The sequence below is a fragment of the Acinetobacter sp. TUM15064 genome (assembly GCF_008980265.1).
Taxonomy (GTDB): Bacteria; Pseudomonadota; Gammaproteobacteria; order Pseudomonadales; family Moraxellaceae; genus Acinetobacter.
Genome location: NZ_BKFU01000063.1, coordinates 1 through 18,681 on the forward strand (window position 1 = coordinate 1; position 18,681 = coordinate 18,681).

The 18,681-nt window shown below is 39.7% G+C and carries 18 protein-coding genes; 5 read left to right on the forward strand and 13 right to left on the reverse strand.

The genetic code is table 11. From position 1 onward, the window contains the following. The first annotated feature begins 144 nt into the window (after positions 1–144). The 3 genes from GBI16_RS14975 (at position 145) to GBI16_RS14985 (ending at position 3,474) form a co-directional block, all read left to right on the forward strand. Positions 145–2,127 (forward strand): TonB-dependent receptor domain-containing protein, encoded by a 1,983-nt coding sequence (locus GBI16_RS14975; protein ID WP_151707356.1) that lies wholly within the window; start codon positions 145–147, stop codon positions 2,125–2,127. A 227-nt stretch (positions 2,128–2,354) separates the two neighbouring features. Next, positions 2,355–2,669 carry a hypothetical protein gene (locus GBI16_RS14980; protein WP_086209408.1) on the forward strand — a complete coding sequence of 105 codons (315 nt, stop codon included), beginning with the start codon at positions 2,355–2,357 and terminating at the stop codon, positions 2,667–2,669. Positions 2,670–2,931: 262 nt separating this feature from the next. Beyond that, entirely contained in the window at positions 2,932–3,474 is a 543-nt protein-coding gene (locus GBI16_RS14985) for a hypothetical protein (RefSeq protein ID WP_151707357.1), read from the forward strand. A gap of 120 nt (positions 3,475–3,594) precedes the next feature. Here the strand turns inward: GBI16_RS14985 and GBI16_RS14990 are convergent, their stop codons facing one another. The 8 genes from GBI16_RS14990 to GBI16_RS15025 all read right to left on the reverse strand — a co-directional run bounded on the left by GBI16_RS14990 (position 3,595) and on the right by GBI16_RS15025 (position 10,137). Beyond that, a complete protein-coding gene (locus GBI16_RS14990; RefSeq protein ID WP_151707358.1) occupies positions 3,595–3,942 on the reverse strand; it encodes a hypothetical protein in 348 nt (115 codons plus the stop codon). A gap of 85 nt (positions 3,943–4,027) precedes the next feature. Beyond that, complete coding sequence (locus GBI16_RS14995; protein ID WP_151707359.1) at positions 4,028–4,534, reverse strand: GNAT family N-acetyltransferase; 507 nt, start codon at positions 4,532–4,534, stop codon at positions 4,028–4,030. Positions 4,535–4,604: 70 nt separating this feature from the next. After that, entirely contained in the window at positions 4,605–5,900 is a 1,296-nt protein-coding gene (locus tag GBI16_RS15000) for a Y-family DNA polymerase (protein ID WP_151707360.1), read from the reverse strand. Between the two features lie 19 nt (positions 5,901–5,919). After that, positions 5,920–6,543 carry a LexA family transcriptional regulator gene (locus tag GBI16_RS15005; RefSeq protein WP_151707361.1) on the reverse strand — a complete coding sequence of 208 codons (624 nt, stop codon included), beginning with the start codon at positions 6,541–6,543 and terminating at the stop codon, positions 5,920–5,922. Positions 6,544–6,772: 229 nt separating this feature from the next. After that, complete coding sequence (locus GBI16_RS15010; RefSeq protein ID WP_151707362.1) at positions 6,773–7,822, reverse strand: linear amide C-N hydrolase; 1,050 nt, start codon at positions 7,820–7,822, stop codon at positions 6,773–6,775. A gap of 12 nt (positions 7,823–7,834) precedes the next feature. Beyond that, complete coding sequence (locus tag GBI16_RS15015) at positions 7,835–8,590, reverse strand: hypothetical protein (RefSeq protein ID WP_151707363.1); 756 nt, start codon at positions 8,588–8,590, stop codon at positions 7,835–7,837. A 268-nt stretch (positions 8,591–8,858) separates the two neighbouring features. Next, a complete protein-coding gene (locus GBI16_RS15020; RefSeq protein WP_119063605.1) occupies positions 8,859–9,494 on the reverse strand; it encodes a LysE family translocator in 636 nt (211 codons plus the stop codon). A 1-nt stretch (position 9,495) separates the two neighbouring features. Next, the gene (locus GBI16_RS15025) at positions 9,496–10,137 is read right to left on the reverse strand and encodes an alanyl-tRNA editing protein (protein ID WP_119063604.1); all 642 of its coding nucleotides are present in this window, start codon (positions 10,135–10,137) and stop codon (positions 9,496–9,498) included. 89 nt (positions 10,138–10,226) lie between these two features. On the opposite strand from GBI16_RS15025, the gene GBI16_RS15030 reads away from it, so the two are divergent. Then, positions 10,227–11,171, forward strand: a complete 945-nt coding sequence (locus GBI16_RS15030) for a LysR family transcriptional regulator (protein WP_086209398.1) — start codon at positions 10,227–10,229, stop codon at positions 11,169–11,171. Between the two features lie 239 nt (positions 11,172–11,410). Next, positions 11,411–12,574, forward strand: coding sequence for a tetratricopeptide repeat protein (locus GBI16_RS15035; RefSeq protein ID WP_151707364.1), 1,164 nt, complete (start codon positions 11,411–11,413; stop codon positions 12,572–12,574). A gap of 267 nt (positions 12,575–12,841) precedes the next feature. Here GBI16_RS15035 and GBI16_RS15040 read toward each other — a convergent pair whose 3' ends face one another. The 5 genes from GBI16_RS15040 to GBI16_RS15060 all read right to left on the reverse strand — a co-directional run bounded on the left by GBI16_RS15040 (position 12,842) and on the right by GBI16_RS15060 (position 18,591). Continuing rightward, positions 12,842–13,246, reverse strand: coding sequence for a biopolymer transporter ExbD (locus GBI16_RS15040; protein ID WP_086209396.1), 405 nt, complete (start codon positions 13,244–13,246; stop codon positions 12,842–12,844). 1 nt (position 13,247) lies between these two features. Then, complete coding sequence (locus GBI16_RS15045) at positions 13,248–13,982, reverse strand: MotA/TolQ/ExbB proton channel family protein (protein WP_086209395.1); 735 nt, start codon at positions 13,980–13,982, stop codon at positions 13,248–13,250. A 31-nt stretch (positions 13,983–14,013) separates the two neighbouring features. Then, on the reverse strand, positions 14,014–14,847 hold the full coding sequence (locus GBI16_RS15050; protein ID WP_086209394.1) for an energy transducer TonB: 834 nt from the start codon (positions 14,845–14,847) through the stop codon (positions 14,014–14,016). Positions 14,848–15,295: 448 nt separating this feature from the next. Continuing rightward, the gene (locus GBI16_RS15055; RefSeq protein ID WP_086209393.1) at positions 15,296–15,916 is read right to left on the reverse strand and encodes a glutathione S-transferase family protein; all 621 of its coding nucleotides are present in this window, start codon (positions 15,914–15,916) and stop codon (positions 15,296–15,298) included. Between the two features lie 137 nt (positions 15,917–16,053). After that, a complete protein-coding gene (locus tag GBI16_RS15060; protein ID WP_086209392.1) occupies positions 16,054–18,591 on the reverse strand; it encodes a TonB-dependent siderophore receptor in 2,538 nt (845 codons plus the stop codon). Positions 18,592–18,681 lie beyond the last annotated feature (90 nt).

The window sequence follows — 18,681 nt, forward strand, 5'->3', positions numbered from 1 at the left end:
TTTACAGTCCGCGCAAAATTTTAAATTTTATTTAGTAAAAATAACCGCCTGGAAAGGCGGTTTTTTTATACAAAAATATTGCAAAATATCTACCAATCAATATAATTGCGAACGATTATCACTTATAATTATGAGCTTAATAATATGTTAAATAAAATTTTTTTAAATCGGGAAGTTTTGAGTGTTGCGATTCAAAGTATTTTAGGGGTGAGCATTCTTTCTACTACGGCTTTTGCAGATGAAGTGATCGCAGAGAAGTTAGTTACAATTACAGTCACAGCCAGTCAAACAGAGCATGACCAAAAAAGTGCACCAGCAACGATTAGTGTTATCACGCAAGAAGATTTAGCAAAACGTCCTGTTTATGACTTAGCAGATGCTTTACAACACAGTGCGGGTATCCATATTAATACGTCCTCTGCGTATGGTCGTAAAGAAATTAAAATTCGTGGTCTAGACTCAGATTACACATTGATATTGGTCAATGGACGCCGTGTGAATTCTAGAGATGCATTAACCTCTAATTATTCAAATGATTTTGATTTGTCATCTATTCCTTTGGCTGCAGTAGATCGTATTGAAGTGGTGCGTGGCCCAATGTCATCCATATATGGTGCAGATGCCCTCGGCGGCGTCGTTAACATTATTTTAAAGAAACCAAGTGAGCAATTAGAGACCGCGTTTAACTATAGTTATGAGCTACCAACTGAAGGGGATGATGGGGCAATTCATAAAGCAAGTGCCTATATTGGTGGCAGCCTGATAGAAAACAAACTCTTGGCAAATTTGGTGCTTGAGGGTGTCGATCAGCAGGCTTGGCGTTCTGAACAAAGCATCTATAAAAATACAGATGCTGCTGAAAAACGTAAAGGTTTTAGCATTCTTTCAAATGTCAGTTGGCTGATTAATGATAACCAGACTTTAGATATTGACTTGACCCATCGTTCAGATGACCGTAAAGCGGTATGGAACAACTATGGTTTGTCATTTCCGACCAATATTCAAGAAATGGACCGTACCAGTGTTGGGCTGACTTATTCTGCAAATTGGAATGATATTAACAGCAGACTGCGTTATTACTATGAAAACGTGGACTTAATGGATAACTCAGAAATCATCACCAATTTGTATAAAAAGACGGGAGATATTCAGCAGATCAATCATACGGTTGATGCCCAATTGAGCGGTCATATTGGAGAACAACACTTAGTGACTGGCGGAGCCGAGTTCCGTAAAACAGAGTTAGAGCATAATCAAAACTTGAATGGATCTGCATCCGTAAATCAAACAGCATTTTATTTACAAGATGAATGGAAACTTGACCGACTCTCTCTGACCTTTGCTGGACGCTTTGATGACTATGATAGTTTTGGCAGTGAGTTCAGCCCACGCTTTTATAGCGTTTATCAAGTCACGGATCAATTTAATTTAAAAGGGGGAATTGGTAAATCATTTAAAGCACCGAGTCTGTCGCAATCCGATCCTACATATTCAGTATTGGCCTGCCGTGGCATGTGTCAGGTAGTGGGGAACCCGGACTTGGAACCAGAAACGGCAACAAGTTATGAGTTTGGTGGTGTGTATGAAAATGACCAGTTTTATGCAAGTTTAATGTACTTCGATAATGACATTAAAAACATGATTGTAAGCGATGGTTGGAGAGCGGGATACCGTCCTAAAGTCATGACTTATACCAATGTGCATTCAGCATCAGTCAAAGGTGTAGAACTTGAGAGCCAGTATGATGTGAATGATGCTTTAGGTATGAAGTTTAATTACACCTATTCAGATGCTAAAAATAAAGATACAGACAAAGAACTCGACTATAGCCCGCGTCATACAGGCAATATGGCTTTGGATTGGCGTGTGAATGATGCGTTGGGATTGAACCTCAACTATCAATATATTGGTAGCCAAATGCTTTATGTGCCTGCCATTTCTAAGAGTAAAAAATCAGATGATTACCATGTTTTAGGCCTAAGTGGGCAGTATCAATTTAACCCAAGTTTTACTATGCAAGCGGGGATTAAAAACTTAACCAATACCAAGCGCGATGATGTCGCACGTTCTATTGATTACATTTTAATGGGCCGAACGGCTTTTGTCGGGTTTAATTTTAAGTATTGATTTAAACGGTTATGAGCTAAAGAAGCGCATTAGGTGCTTCTTTAGCTCCATTTGATAAGAGGAATTATCTATAAAAGTGTTGAGCTAATAGCCTAGAAGTATTTGATTGATAAGATCAAATGAGTAGGCAATAGAACTTAGTTGAGAAATTACTTAAGATAAAAAGCTTGTATATGTAAATGGGTCTGTTATAGATGGTTTAGTACAACGTATAAAAAGTGATATCCGTGAAAATTGGGGTTATTGGTGGAGTTGCTGCTGGAAAAGTAAGGGAAAGTATTGCAGTGGGTTTTAATTCAACAGAATTAGAATGGGCATGTGAATACGAAAAACCCACGGCTCCTGTGATCTACAGTGCTGGATTTCAAAGAGTCATTGCTCGACCTGGGCTTGCAGAATTTGATAAATACAAACTCATGATTCTTGAAAGAGAAGGGGTGTTAAAACTCTTTTATGTTCTTGAGGGTATCTGTGAAGAAGAGTTGAATCTTCAACTGAATCAGTACTGGGATAGGTCTGACCCTCTTGGGTATCATTATTGATACCACTGAACTTAATAAAATTATATGCTTGTGCCTGAAATATTGAGGGGATTGAAGATCAGTTGAGATACCCCATTTTTTAGATTAATTATTGTTTTAAGGGGAATTCTTAAGCCTATCATTTGATATGTTTTTTATTGTATTTTGACCTTAATGCATTGATTAATAAATAATATTGTAAAATTTTTCTTCATGGGTTAAAACCTCACAATCGTTTGAAAAATGCACTTCCAAATTTTGTAATATTATAAGGTTTTTATAAATGAAAAAAATCTGTGCTCTCATTTTTGCACTTATCTCGACAACATCATTTGCACAAGATTTAGAGTGCCCAAACCATTTAGTGCTGTTCAAACAATTTATGCAAGAGGAACTTGATCTTCTCAAGCATGGTGATGTTCAGCAACTCATTAAATACAATCAGAAATATAATTATTCTTCTCGTTTTAATAGGCTGCATAACGACCAATATTATGTGAATGGTAAATGGATTGAACGGGAGGTATATGAATCGCGGTTGGCCGATGTGTTGGATTTCGTTAGGGACGGAAACTACTCTGTAACTGGATTTAAACTACAGCCTATAAAGGCGAATAGGCTGATTTCGGTGGGAGAGATTTGTGTGATTCCTGTAGAAATTCAAACGCGAATTTCTGGAGATATTGAGTTAAGTACGAATGATTGGATCTTCGTGAGAAGTCTAAAAAGTAACAAGTGGCGAACATTCACTTATTTAGAGACTGTTAGTGCAGAAGATTTTAAAGTTTTTTTCCCGGATTTCCCGTCTGATATTCAATTGAAATAACACTTAGTAAGTGAAAGATTTATATGAAGTACTACTGTATTGTTTTTAAACAGCCCACGTTAAAAGTGGGCTTCGGTGCATAAGTCTATACGATCAATCTTAGTGTTGAAGGCTGTTTTTTTACTTTTTGAATTCAGTAATCTGGATCGGTTTGTCTTTGACAAACTCGACAATACCTTCAGCACCTTTGAAGTGAATAGATACGCCTTTACCATCTGTCATCAGGATGCCACTTGCAGCAGGTACATGTTTAAGCATATAAGTTCGATCAGAATTATCAGTCATCATTGCTGTTTCAAAGTTATCGGATGATTTTAGTTCAATGGTTAAATCCATGGGGCCAACAAAGTGAATCACTTGTGTTGATGTGCCTGCAGCGATTGATTCTTGCGTGACTTTTTCGGTTGGTGTAGAGGTACAGCCTACTAGGGCCAAAGTGACGAGTGTCGCAGCTAATATATTTTTCATGAAGTCTACCTTTTTCTATATAAATCATGTGTAAATATATACTATTTGTTATATTTTAAGTTTTAAAGTTTCGTTTACATTTGCCTTACATAGTTGCATTAAAGGCTTCATGGTAACGGACAATACCTTGAGGTATTTCCCCATTGAAACTCAGGGCTTGAAAGTATTCGCTAGGGACGTCAGGAAGGGTCAGTTCTAGAGAGGTACGGAAACCAAAGTGATGATAATAATTTGGGTCACCCAAGAGCACACAGCCATTTGCACCCAGTTGTTTTAATTTTTCAAGTGCTGTCTGTATGAGCTTTGACCCAATGCCTAAACCTTGTTTAGTCGGACAGACAGAAATTGGGCCTAAACCATACCAACCTGTTGCACCTGTCGAGATAGATACAGGTGAAATAGCGATATGGCCCACTATTTCCCCATTTTCAACAGCAACCAAAGAAATTGTGAGTTGGTCATGTTTTCTTAAGCTGTTTACAATGAATTGTTCGGTATGACTGGTATGTTCAGCATTTAAGAAAGCAGCCTGAGTTAATTTTTTAATATTTTCAATGTCTTCTGGCTGTTCGTTTCGAATTATGATGTTCATTCACAAATCCTTCTCGGTTTAGGGTTGAGCTGAAAATGCTCGTTAATCTTTGTTCTTTAAGTGAGTGATTTTAACCAACTCTAAACAGCTCAGACCAGTTGGTCAAATAGGCAGGGGAGCGATTGCATTGATTCATTTGCCAGGGTTCTTTTTTCTCATGGCATAGCCCTAATGAGATTAGATTGTTGCCAAAACGCTCTGTAATAGCATCTATCGTATTGGACAGTATTTCACGGTCATTTTGATGGCTATAGTCAGTAAAAAGGTCATGTACAAATTGAGTCTTATCCATAATTTCCAACAAGACAATGCCAGCCTTTTTGTATTTGAACCCCGCCTTGTAAATTTGATCAATGCCCTTCATCGCTGCCTGTGTGATTTTGAGCAAATCGTCGGTATGTTCATGCATGTGTATAATGGTATAGGGCGAGTAACGTTCCTGTTGATTAAAACGGCCAGTTTGAATATACACCCCGATCATCTTACAAATAGAGCGATCATGACGCAGACGTTTCACTGCACTGGCAACATATAAGCGTACAGAGGCTTTAATGTCATCAATATCATAAACAGCCTGTCCATAGGAACGACTACTAATAATCTGTTTATGAGCAATCTTATCGCTCTCAATATTAATGCAAGATGTTCCCTGAAGCTCACGGACAGTCTTTTCCATGACAATACTAAAATGCTTTTTGATTTCACTGGGATTAGACTCAATCAAGTCTAAAACGGTATGAATGCCCATGGCATTTAGTTTTTTACAGTTCTGCCGACCAACGCCCCAGACCTCACCGACCTCCACATGTGCAAGCATGTATTCAGCCGTACACGGGTCCATGTGTGCCAAATTGCACATGCCATTTAGAGCCTTATTTTTTTTGGCTAGATGATTGGCTATTTTGGCTTCTGTTTTGGAACGACCAATGCCAACACAGCAGGGAAGTCCAAGCCATTGCCATGCTTTATCTTTCATGTCTTTGGCATAATCCGTGATATCGAATAAATGCTCATAGGCCGTCAGCTTTAAAAAGCATTCATCAATGGAATAGATTTCCTGTTCATCGGCTGCGACATATTGCCCGAGTAACTGCATGAAGCGGCTAGACATTGCACCGTATAAAGCATAGTTGCTCGAAAATACCTGAATATTGTGCTGCTGGACGAGTTCTTGAATTTGGAAAAAAGGGACCGCCATACGAATGCCGAGATCCTTGGCTTCTTGACTCCGAGCAACGACACAACCATCGTTATTACTTAACACAATGACAGGATGGTCATTCAGTTTTGGGTTAAATACACGTTCACACGAGACATAGCAATTATTCACGTCAACGAGCGCGAATATTTCAGTTTCATTTTTCATGTTGCTTCTTCTTATTTTTTTAACGGTGGTACAGACGTTTTAAGTTAAACGTCACTACTCCCCAAATGACAAAGGTTTGATTCTCTGTCGGAATAATATGTTCATAATCGGGGTTTTCAGCTTTCAGCCACATTTGAGGCAAAGGGTAATTTTCATCCCTAAAAATGTCTTTGATGTCCGACTTTGACATTTTGTTCGTAATCATCAACCTTTTAATGGTGGAATCTTTATTATCAATTAAAGCTACCACGATGTCGTAGTGTTTGGCTTCAATACTTCGATCAATAATAATCGGGTCATTTACTTCAAGACCTACACCTAACATTGACTCACTGTCTACATAAGCCATGAACGTCGCAATTGGGTTTTGAATGAGAAAATCATTCAGATCAATGGCTTTGCCTTGCTCATCTTTGGTACTGAAGGCTGGACCTGCGGGAATGCGTTCTAAAGAGACAGGAAGGGAGACTTTGGACTGAGGCAAAATAGGTGTCAGCCCAAGTTGATCCACAAATTCGGCTTGCTGCGCAATTTGCTCAAGCACACTATTGATGGTGGGGCTGGGTTTACCTTCGGGCCCCATGAGATCTTGTAAAGACGACCATGCGTCGTCCGAGAAGTAGATGGGTAACTTCTTTGACATGATAAATACTCCTACGCAACAAGGCGTGTTTGGAAGTGAAATCGGTCTGTTTAGAATATGCTGATGTGAGTCAAAATTCAAATTTTAAAACAGCTAATAAATAAGGCTACGTCAAATCTGGTCGTGAAAGAGAAGAGTTAGAAACTTTGTTTTGGGGGAATAATAGCCCTTTGAGCAGGGCTATTATGAGAAGTGTTTATATCTTTAAGCCTATGATCTAACTAAAAACTTAAGGCTTGGTTCCTAAAAACTCAAACGGTTTGGTGACTTTAAAAGAAGCATTGGCTTTGCCTGCATAGGTCATCGCTTGGTCTGGGCCAAGTTCTAACTTTTTGGTTTGACCATCTTTAAAGTTAATCTCTTTTAAATCGACCCAAAACACATTTGGTGAAACGGCAGATTCAAAGAAATATAAACTACGTTTATGATCGACCACCGTACGCCAACGGGTTGAGGAAATATTCGGCTCTTCTTCAGTGTTTAGGCCAAAAGGGACTGAGGTATTGCGGATGACACTAAATACACTGGCAAGCGAATGGTCTGGAGTTGCATTTTTTGGAATCGCATTGATATAAAAAGAAGCACGGGCAAAACGATCAGATGCGCGGTTAGTGCCTGGAAGCATGGTTGTGCCACCAATCTGCTTCCAATAGCTATTTAAAGCGAGCTGTTGATCAAACGTTGGCGAGTTGGTCATCACTTGATACTGTCGACCATGATGAATGACTTGTTTACCGTTAATATACTCAATAATGGCACTATCACCTGTGGCATCGGAAATGGATAAATGCAGGGTAGCTAAACGTTTCTCACCTGGAACTTGGTCAGTCACAACGATGAAAGGCTCTTTTTCGAGTGCCTGAATGGCTTCATGCACCGTGGCATAATTATCTAAAACATATTGTGCCCAAAGTGAAATACTTAAGGGCGGCTTTTTAGCGGTTTTCACATTTGGATATTCAGACTCGACTAGCCATAGCAAGTTGGCCATGAGCCCTTTTTCATTGACGCCATCAGTGGTGGAAATGTCATAACCTGTTGCAACCACACTGCCATATTTTGATGTCCATCGAATAGATTTTGGACCTGCCATACCATTACGTTTGACATTATTGGGTAAGATCCACAAATTTGTCCCAACATCGCTTTTCCAGTCCATCGAGCGCGCAGTTATGACATCATTATTGCCCAGATAAACTACACGGGTACATGCCATAGCAGCTTCGGCTACTACAAATATTCCAGCGGCAAATAATACTCTTTTTAATACATTGTTCATTATCATGCTCTCTTAGAAAATAGGTAAATTAATGCCAATTACTGGCCCTTGTTGTCGAATGTCCCAATGAAAATTATTCGCTTTATAATCTTGGTCAAAATAACGATAACCCGCTCTGAGGTTTAGGTTTCGATTCATGATAGGAATGCGATACCCCAAATAAGCATGCGCAGAAATAGTATTTTCAACGCCAAAAGTAATTTCTGATGCCAAGTTCCAAGCTGAGTCAAAGTTGTATTTAAAACGAGAACCCCAGAAAAATTCGTTCCATGAGGTCTCCATATTTAATGTTTGGTTTAAAGCACTCAAGTTTGCTTCGGCTTTGGTGTGATTTATCCCAATAGTGGGTTCTATTACGAGTTTTGGATAATTCTGAGTAGTGGTTTCGGGAGAGATATAAGCTTGATAGTAAAGCCCATAGCTGGCTTGATCCAACTTGGTGCTGAGAGCAACAGGCACAGACATCGCACTTTTTTCTTGAGAGGTTTCAACCGTTTGGTGGTCGAGAAAAAGCCCCCAGCGACCTTTACTCAGGTCAACGTGCGCCATAAAAGAATGATCTAGCTCCTTGATGGTTTCCTTGAAAGGTTGATCGACCTCATAACTCAAGTTTCCTTGGCTTATTTTTCCATCGACATCTGCACCAAAGGCATATAGGTTCAGATTTAGTTTTGGTGCGCCGTGAAAGGTCTCTGTAAAGCTTTCTGCCATTGTACTTTGGCTTAGAGAAATACCGAGTGAAAGAAATAAATATGTTTTAAATTTCATGTCAGCCCCTTTTTTTATGTATATTTTTTACCACGTGATATAAAAATACAGTATGGCTGATTTGATCATTTTTAGTACAGATTTATTTTAATGCTTTTTATTTAAAAAAGCATTTTCAAAATATATGAAATTAAAGTGAAGCCAAATTTTAGCGAGATGACTTCGTATTTAATGATTAAAACTTTACTGCTTATCTTTTATCTAATTATTCAGGATGTCTGTGGTTAAGCAATCTGAATAATTAGATAGTTGTTGAAGTTATAAAACATCATAAATGGGTAAATAAAAGCTTTAGTGCCAGAGCGATTAATATGAGTCCCATCACTCGCTCAAACTTTTTTCCCATTTTTAAAAACTGCTGTCGAACGATGGGGCGAGAAAACAAAACAGCAACAAGCATGAACCAAAGTGCATTGACGCTACACATCCATATCCCATAAGCAAATTGCACTTTCATCGGGGTTGTGGGGCTGACCAGTGTAGTAAAGATCGCCAGAAAAAAAATAGTCGCTTTGGGGTTAAGTGCATTGGTCATAAAGCCTGTCATAAAGGCTTTGCTTCGACTTAATGGGGTATTGGATGCCTGTTCAAATGAAGGATCAATATTGATCGAGGGGGCACGTAATAAGCTCCAACCTAAATAAATTAAATACAGTGCGCCTGCTATTCTCAAAATAAGCATGAACCACGGACTTTGTTGAATAACAATGCCCAAGCCTATAAGGGTATATAAAACATGAACGGAAATTCCTAGACCAATTCCAATAGCCGTGATGCAACCAATCGCATAGCCATAGCGCACGCTATTTCTAACCGTAATGGCGAAGTCGGGACCAGGTAAAAGGACCGCAAAAAAATGCACCAAAGCCAAAGCTAAAAATTCTGAACTATATTGCATCCACATATTATTGATGCTCATCCGAAACGCGATAGCTCACGGTTAATTTATCTTTTTTAAGTTTATAGCCTGTAATTTCGAGCGTCCCAATTTCAGATAAATTTTGGACATGGGTTCCGCCACAGGGAAATGCAGGTAAATCGCCAAAACTGACTTCACGGTAGCCATCAGCATTTTGTTGAGTCAGTCTGACGAGTTGGCTAGAAATATATAGATTACATAGAAGCTCTAAAGTTTCTAAATCTTGGTCTTCAGAATGGTCTTGTTTGACAAATTGGACTTTGCATTTCTCTGGCCAGTGCTGTGCTTTGGTAGGTTCCCAGCCAAATGCTTGCATTACATGCCCGATTAAGTGTCCTGCGGAGTGTAGGCGACTGTGATAACGTCGTCGGTTGAGGTCAACTCGTACTTGCGCCAGACCTAATGTAGTGGCGTGATTAGAATAATGAATAATTTGATCATTTTGCATGACAACATGAAGTACATCTGCATCATTGATTTTACCTACATCACTGGGTTGGCCACCACCTTGCGGGTGAAATGGTGTGTTGGAGAGCTGAATGGCAAATCGACCATCTTCAGTGGGTTCACACTTTAGAACCTCTACCTCAGCTTGAGTGATGTCGGATAGATATAAAGCTTGAGTCATGATTATCTCTGTCAAAATTTCACAGAAAAGATTATAGGAGGCTTCATTATTGATGATAATCTAGTAAAAAATTAAATTACTTTTTCCTCATGAGCACAAATCAAAGTATAGCTTTACTCCAAGAAATGGCTATTTTTGTCAAAGTTGTGGAGACAGGCAGTTTTTCAGAAACTGCCCGACAGCTTGGAAATACACCGTCCGCAGTGAGTAAAGCCATTAGCCGATTGGAACGGGCTTTAGGAACACGGCTACTTGAAAGAACAACACGAAAACTGCGTTTAAGTGAGAGTGGGAAACAAACTTATGATCATTGTCTAGAGATGGTCAGAGCCGCCCAAGCAGTGATTGAGCATTCAGGCAAATTCAATACTGAACCGAGTGGCACCGTTCGGATTAGTGTCCCGAAAGCCGTAGGGCATTATCTGATTCACCCCTATATCCCCGAGTTTCTTGAACTGTATCCGCAAATAGATATTCAACTGTTACTGGAAGATCGGTTGATAGATTTTATTGACGATGAAATTGACCTAGCTATACGTATTACCAATGAACCGCCGTTGGGCTTAAAGGGCCGACAGCTGATTCGTATTGATCATGTCTTAGTGGCGACAGCCGAGTATTTAAAAAAGAATGGAACGCCTCAGCAACCGAGTGATTTAAATCAACATCAATGTATTTTTTTAGGTGAACAAGTCAGCGATTCAAAGTGGAAATTTCAAAAAGGCAATAAAACCACCAGTGTAACTGTAAAAGGACGTTATTCAGCAAATCATACGGGTATCCGTCTAGATGCAGCTTTAAAACATATGGGCGTTGCAAGTTTGCCGTATTTTATGGCGAGACATGCTTTGAATAGCCAAGCACTGATCCAAGTATTACCAGATTGGCATTTCAAGACCTATTATAGTGGGGATGCTTGGTTGCTTTATCCGCCTACACGCTACTTAGCACCGAAAATCGAGGTTTTTATCCAGTTTATTGCAAAGAAACTAAGCCTAGAACCTGTTTTGAAAAATGAAGAGACACAGAGTTAATTTGTTAAAATACGATTATTTAAAGATAGCGAGAGCATGATGAATACTCGTGTTGACCTAGAGTGTTGCTGAACAATAAAAATGGGCAGAGTATTTTTTTAAATAGCCTAAGCAGAAGTTCAAGATTTAAGCCATCGTCTATACATCCAATGTATCGCATAATTTGTATAATTTAACGTTTAAGTCCTAGTCTTAAAAAGACTTTGAAAAGAGATAAGCATCTTAATAAGAGATACGCAATGAAAAAACATCTACTTTATTCTTCTATCTTGGGTTTAAGCATACCTGTTTTGAGCTATGCAGATACAACCAATATTCATGTTTTAAGTGCAACGGTAAAAGATCAAAATATTGCTGATGCACAAGTCATATTACAAAAAAATGGTGAACAGTCTGCATCAACCTCAACCAACGCAGACGGTCGGGCAACGGTGAACAGTAGCAGTGCAAATGGCGCAGACAATTTATTGATTATCAAAAAATCAGGCTATTCTACACTGGTTGCAAAATGTCCTTGTGATGGTATGACCTATGCTTTAAGCCCTGTATTGAAAGACTTAAACAGTATGCGAATCGTTTTAAACTGGGGGCAGAGTCCTTTAGATTTGGACTCACATTTAAGTTATAAAAATCAACATGTGTATTGGGACAATAAGCAAGGGCAAGATGCCAATTTAGATGTTGACGACACAGACGCTTATGGCCCTGAAACGGTGACGATTGATAAACGTTTAGATGGGCAATATTATGTTTATTCAGTGCATGATTATTCAGACCGCGCGAAACCCAATACTGCGAACCTGTCGAATAGCCAAGCTAAAGTTATGGTTTATGTAGGCGAGTCTTTGATCCGCTCTTACTATATTCCAACGGGTTTGACAGGGAACTTATGGACTGTTTTCCGCATTAGTCCAGAGGGTGAAATCCAAGATATTAACCGTATTTCGGGGACAACCATTGGGGCAAGCCAAGTGGGTTCAACTGTATCGAGTTATCAAAGCCAAGCGATGCAGGTGCATTATGTTCCTGTTTCAGCCAATGCACAGGCAAGGGCTAAGGCACTGAATTTGAGAGCGGATAAGGCGTATAAAAACAATCAATTTGAACAAGCTGCACTGATTTATCAACAATCCATTGACTACAATCCGAATGTCGGGCAGACCTATAGCAATCTTGCTGTTGCTTATCAAAAGTTGAATCGTTCATCTGAGGCATTATGGGCAAATCAAAAGGCGATTGCTTTAGCGTCCAATGACAATACCAAAGCGTATTCACATTACAATATTGGTAAAATTTATGAAAATAATCAGGACTATGCTCAAGCTAAACAACATTACCAATTGGCAAATCAATACAAGCCAAGTGCGACCTATGATGAGGCTATTCAGCGAGTGAGTCGCTAAGTCTCTTAACATCGTATTGGCTTAAACTGAATAAACCGTACCAGTACGAAATGCACCCCAGAAGTTGGATCATTGTGTCTAATTCAAAGGGTGCTTTTTTTATTTAAGATTTTCGTGATCTGTTTATGTTGTTACCATGGCAAATGGCGAAGGATAGAGTAGTGTTGTAACCCCGAATTTTTAGGTTCAATAAAAAAGACACCTACAACATTGGGATCAATACAGATCGAAATATTGAAGATGTCTTGGGTTTCAGTGAGTAATCCACTATTTTGGTTCAGTAATCACCGATAATTTTTCCACACCAACACGCTCTATGCTGGCTAAGAGTTTAGCCACCGTACCATAAGGGACAGTTTCATCGGCATTTAAGTTTAATGCTAACTTCGCATTGGTATTTTTACGCTGTGTGATTTCTTGCTCAAAATTTTCGAGTTTGACTGGGTCTTTATCCAAAAAGATTGCACCATCAGGTTTTACGCTAATCACCAGCGCTTTGTTTTGATCTGTAGATTGTGTTGGTGCAGCTTTGGGTAAGTTGACCTTCACACTATTGGTTAATAAAGGCGCCGTGACGATAAACACGATCAATAACACCAACATTACGTCGACCAGTGGGGTAATGTTAATGTCACTGACGACATCGTCATCTTGAGAGGTTGAAATAGCCATATTAAGCCAAAGCCTCCTTTTCTTGAGATGACAGTTGATGTGCCGTCACTGGTTTTGCCGCAACATGGGTACTTTGAGTTTTGGTTGGAAGTTGGAAACCTACTTTTTGAGTGAGGCTGACAAAGTCTGTTGCAAAGTCATCTAAATCTGCACCAATGCCTTTTACTTTACGAACAAAATAGTTATAGGCAAGTACAGCAGGTACAGCCACAGCAATACCAATACCTGTTGCAACTAATGCCTGACCAATTGGACCTGCGACTACATCCATGCTGGCACTGCCTGATTGAGCAATCGCTTGTAAGGCGTGGATAATCCCAAACACGGTGCCAAATAAACCAATAAATGGGGCATTATTACCAATGGATGCAAGAACAGCCGAGCCTTTCTCCAGTTGGCGACGTTCAGCAAGAATTTGCTTGCGTAAGTGTCGTTCTAATAAATCCTGACGGCTCCACGTTTGTTGTAAGTCTTGATGAGTTTTTTCATTGGCATCAGTCAAAGTTTTAAAACCAGTTTGAGCAATACGTGCTGTAGGTCCCTGTGCATTTTCAGATTGGTTAATCGCCTCTGCCAAGTTTTGGGCTGACCAAAAACTGTCGACAAAGCGTTTACTTTCTTTGGTGGCTTTTGAGGTTTGTATGGCTTTCACCACAATCAACACCCACGTTACGATCGAAAAACCGATCAATAGCCAAATGGTTGCATCATGAATAATCGTATTAATATCAGACATATCGAATTTTCCTAAGATAAAATTTTACAGTTTAATTGGGTAATTTGAAGTGAATCGGAACATCGACCCAGCCTTCTATCGGGGTATTGCCACGCATTGCAGGCGAGAATTTCCAACGCTTCACAGTTTTGACAGCAGCATCATCCAATGCTTTTTTACCGCTGCTATTTTTCAGGTTGATTTCTAAAGGACTGCCTGTGGGTGAGACTTTCACACGTAACATCACAACGCCTTCCCAACCTCGGTCTAATGCCACTTCTGGGTATTCAGGGGCAGGATTACTCAAATAACCGGCATAACCTTTGGCTGCCGTGACGGGCAAGTTTTCTTGAGCAGGCTTACTCACAGCTTCAGCGACTTTTTGGGTCGGTGCGACATTTTCTGTAGGTTCAGCCTGTGGTACAGCTTGAGGCGTTGATTTAGCGACTGGTCTAGGTTGCTCAATTGGCTTCTGCTCGACAGGCTTCTGAATGGATTTTTCAACCACAGGGTTTTGTACAGGTTGAGGCTTTGCTGAAACAGGAGGAATAATCGGTTTTTGTATTTCCTGTTTAAGTTTGGGTTCAATCACCTTAGGTGGCTCTTCCTTGGGTTTTTCAATTACAACCGCGATTGGTTCAGGCTTTTTCACCACTAACGGCGGTGTTGGAAGATGCTCTGCAAGATAAAAAATGCTGTAATGCAATGCTAGAACAGCACCAATTGCCCAAAAGATCTTATGGGTTTGAACGGGTTTTTCTGCTGCGATCGGACTTGCCAAATGGGCAACAAATGGATCTGCAGCTGGAAATACATTGGACTGAACATTTTGAAGTTGTTCAAACAAAATTGCCTTTTTATAAGGACTTCGACTGACTTCACTCATATCAGTAAGGCACCATTCAATAAGATTTAATTTTCATTGCAGAATATTTTTTATTTCACCAATTAAATTGGTTTAATTTGAATAATAAAATATTCTTTCAATTTTAAGTTTTTTATTAATTCACAGGTGAGTGAATTAATTTGGTTAAATAAAACATTGAAAGCATAATGATTGATTTTTGAAAAATATAGAAAGAATTTTTTTAGATTAGTATTTTTATAAAAAATGATAAAAGATAGATTTTTTTATTTCTTATAACAATTAAATATAATCTATTTTATATTGATGATATCTACTTATAAAGTTGAAATTACGTAATGTCTATTTTTGGATTTCATTTAAATATATTTACTAAATAAATCTATTTAAATGAAATAAGACTGTCCATATAGAACAGCCTTATTCTATTTAAAGCTAAAATTTTTAAAAATAGAGCAATAATGCTTAACTAAAGAATATTAGCCACTTTTAAAAAGTGCTCACGTGCTCTAATACGTTCAATCCATGCTTTTAAGTGTGTATGATCATGCTGACGTTCAACATCTAAATTGAACCAGTGATTAAGTGCTAAGGCCAAAGGAATATCGGCAACACCAAAATGAGAGCCAGACAAATAGGGCTGTTCAGCCAGCTCAGTATTGGCAACATCCAGTATTTTTTCTAGTTTTTCTGCTGCGACCTTAACCGCGGCTAAATCTCTTTTGTCTGGTGCTTGACGAACCAAATTAAAAAATACAATCCCAAACACAGGCAGGACGGTGGTGGTGTACCAGTCAATCCATTTCTCTGCGCTAAAGCGTAAGCGTGGATCTTCAATCCATAATAAATTTTTTCCATATACTTCAGTTAGATAACGTAAAATAGTGTTGGACTCCCACAGAACTGTGTCACCGTCTTGAATGACAGGAATCAGGCCATTGGGATTGAGCGTTAAAAATTCAGCTGTATCCGTCAGGCCATACTGCTGACCTGCAGGAATGTGTTCAAACTCAAGTCCAAGTTCGGCTGTTAGCCACAGTACTTTGTGGACATTTAAAGAGTTAGGTCTACCCCAAATAGTGATGCTCATATATTTTTCTCAGAAATTTTAGAATGTAAAAGTGCGTTACTTTGGTGGAATCTAGCATTTAAGCAATCGTCATTCTGAACAGTCAAAAGACATGAGCGATATTGTAATTTCACCAAAGTATTTAGATTTAAATGATTTTAGAAGCGGTAATTAACACGTCCGTAGTAATAACCACCATAGAGTCCAAAAGGTGAAAGCTGTGCATAGTAATTCTCACCTAAGCCATCAACAATGTTCGATTTTTCAGGGTAAGTGTTGAACAAATTGTCTGCACCTAAAGTAAAGGATAGACTGTCCGTAAAGTTATATGTGGCATCTAGATCCACAATCCATTTGGCACCAAAAGTTTGATCTGTAGCTGCTGTTTCACTGCGTGCAATGTAACTACCATAGCGTGATAGGCGAGTATTTAAATCCAGTTTTGCGTATTGCCAATTTGCAGCCAACGTGAATTTGGTTTTCGGATCTGCATCGGTAATCATGCCCTTGGTACGACGGGTGATACGATCAATATTGATACCGTCCAATTGACTTGGATTATCCGCGATGGCTGTAATATCTGTTTCATTCCAGTTGAAACCTAAGCTCCAGCGGATACGACCATATTTCTCTAGTTGTTGGGTGTAGTCTGCAACAACATCGACACCATTGGTTTCTGTATCAAATAAGTTGGCATAATAGGTGACATAGTTGACGTTGGAAAAACCGTTTGCTGCCAAGATGTTATTGATGCCCGTTCCTGTAAGACCTGCCGTAGACGCAATACGATCTTTCAGCTCTATACGATAAGCATCGACTGCAAGATTAAAGTTTTTAAATGGGCTATAGGTTAGGCCTAGTGAAAAGTTGGTCGATTTGGTTGGATCGAGTGCTTCTGCACCGAGAGCTTGACCCAGCGCAGAGTCGGTACGTACCGACTTACTGTAGACATCGGAGCGAACACCGTTATTTACTGTACTGACAATACCCGTACTGGCAAAACCTTGTTGGTATAACGAGGGTGCAATGAAGCCTGTACTGGCTGTCCCACGTATCGCCAGTTGAGGATTGAACTCATAACGGCTGTTAATTTTACCATTAAATGTATCGCCTGAACTGTCATCATAATGCTCAAAACGACCCGCTAAACCCACAAACCAGTTGTCAGTCACATCTAAACCTAAGTCTAAATAGGCGGCGGTGTTACTACGGCTAATATCGGCTTCATCTTCAGGTAACAGTACACGAGCACCAAAAGTTCCCACAGTCGCAGTTAAACCCGCATTATCACCTGTAGGAATAATATAACCGCCATTTTTATAGGCTAAAGGGTCGGTGGCTTTAGAAGACCAACCTTCTTTACGATAGTCTAGTCCCCAAGCAACATTTAGTGGCGTTGCACCAATTCCAATATCAAAGGTCTTTTTAAAATCAAGATTGCTGACCCATTGATAGGCATCGTATTTTTGTAAGCCAAATGATGTTGGGCTAGACGGCCCAAGAGATGGATTTAAGTTATTTTCAGTGGAGTGGTCTTGTGTATTTTTACCATAAGAACTACTCACATCCCATGCCCAACCGAGCACGTTATCTCCTTTTAGTCCCCAAACGGTTTGCACATCCGTTTCACTTAAAATGACATCGGGGGTTGTACCATTTGGAAAGATTTCAACAATGCCTGATCTGGAATTTGGACGACGGTAAGATGCACCAGTCGAGGCATCACGCCAGCCCGCGGTGGTGTAACTATATAACGTGGCTGCATCGCTTAGAGGAAGCTCAGCATTTGCAGAAACATTAAACTGTTCAACTGATGGCAGACCTAATTTATTTAAATTACGATCTACAGTTGCTTCACGCGGGTCATCTTGACCATTTACTTTTGAATAAATGTTGCCCGAAACGGCCCCTGCACGGGTGGTAGCATCCTGATTTTTTAGGTCAAAACCAAAATTAATAAATCCGTCTTGACCCAATGATGCACCAACGTTGGCATTCAGTTGGAAGGTTTCTCCATTGCGGTCAGTGCCTGAATAATGCTCGCGACCACCATAGGTGGCACTAATATTGCCACCATGATCTGCTGATTTGAGCACAATATTGATTACCCCTGCAATCGCATCGGAGCCATATTGAGCGGCTGCTCCATCACGTAAAACTTCAACTCGTGCAATAGCACCAATTGGAATCAGATCTAAGTCCGCTGCTTGGTAGCCCTCGCCAAAACCGTATTTGTTAATGGCCAAAGCACCGACATGGCGACGTTTACCGTTGACCAGCACGAGTGTATGCCCACCACCCAAGCCACGTAAACCCGCAGAACGTGCAACAGCCCCATAACCATCGGGTTGGCTAGGTACGGTAGCCACACTAAAAGAGGGAATCACTTTTGCCAAAATATCTCTTAAAGCAAGGGTGTTACCTTGTTTAACGAGTTGTTCACCACTAATGATGTCCACGGGTGCAGGGCTTTCAGTGATGGTACGAATACCACCACGGTTACCTACCACCACCACACTTTCGAGTTGTTGAACATCTTCTTTTTCAACAGGTGTCACATCTTTTTGCTGAATATCTTCTGCATAGAGCGAACCTGTCACTCCGCAAGTTAATGCAAAAAAAATGGATTGATAGAGAGGGGATATTTTAAAACCCGGCTTTTCAGGCAGAGGCTGTTTTAACTTGAATTGCAGCATTATGTTTTCCACTGATGTGATTTGGATGGCTTTGTTTGAATCAATAAACGAAAGAATGTGTATATTCTGTGAGTCAATATATAGACTGTT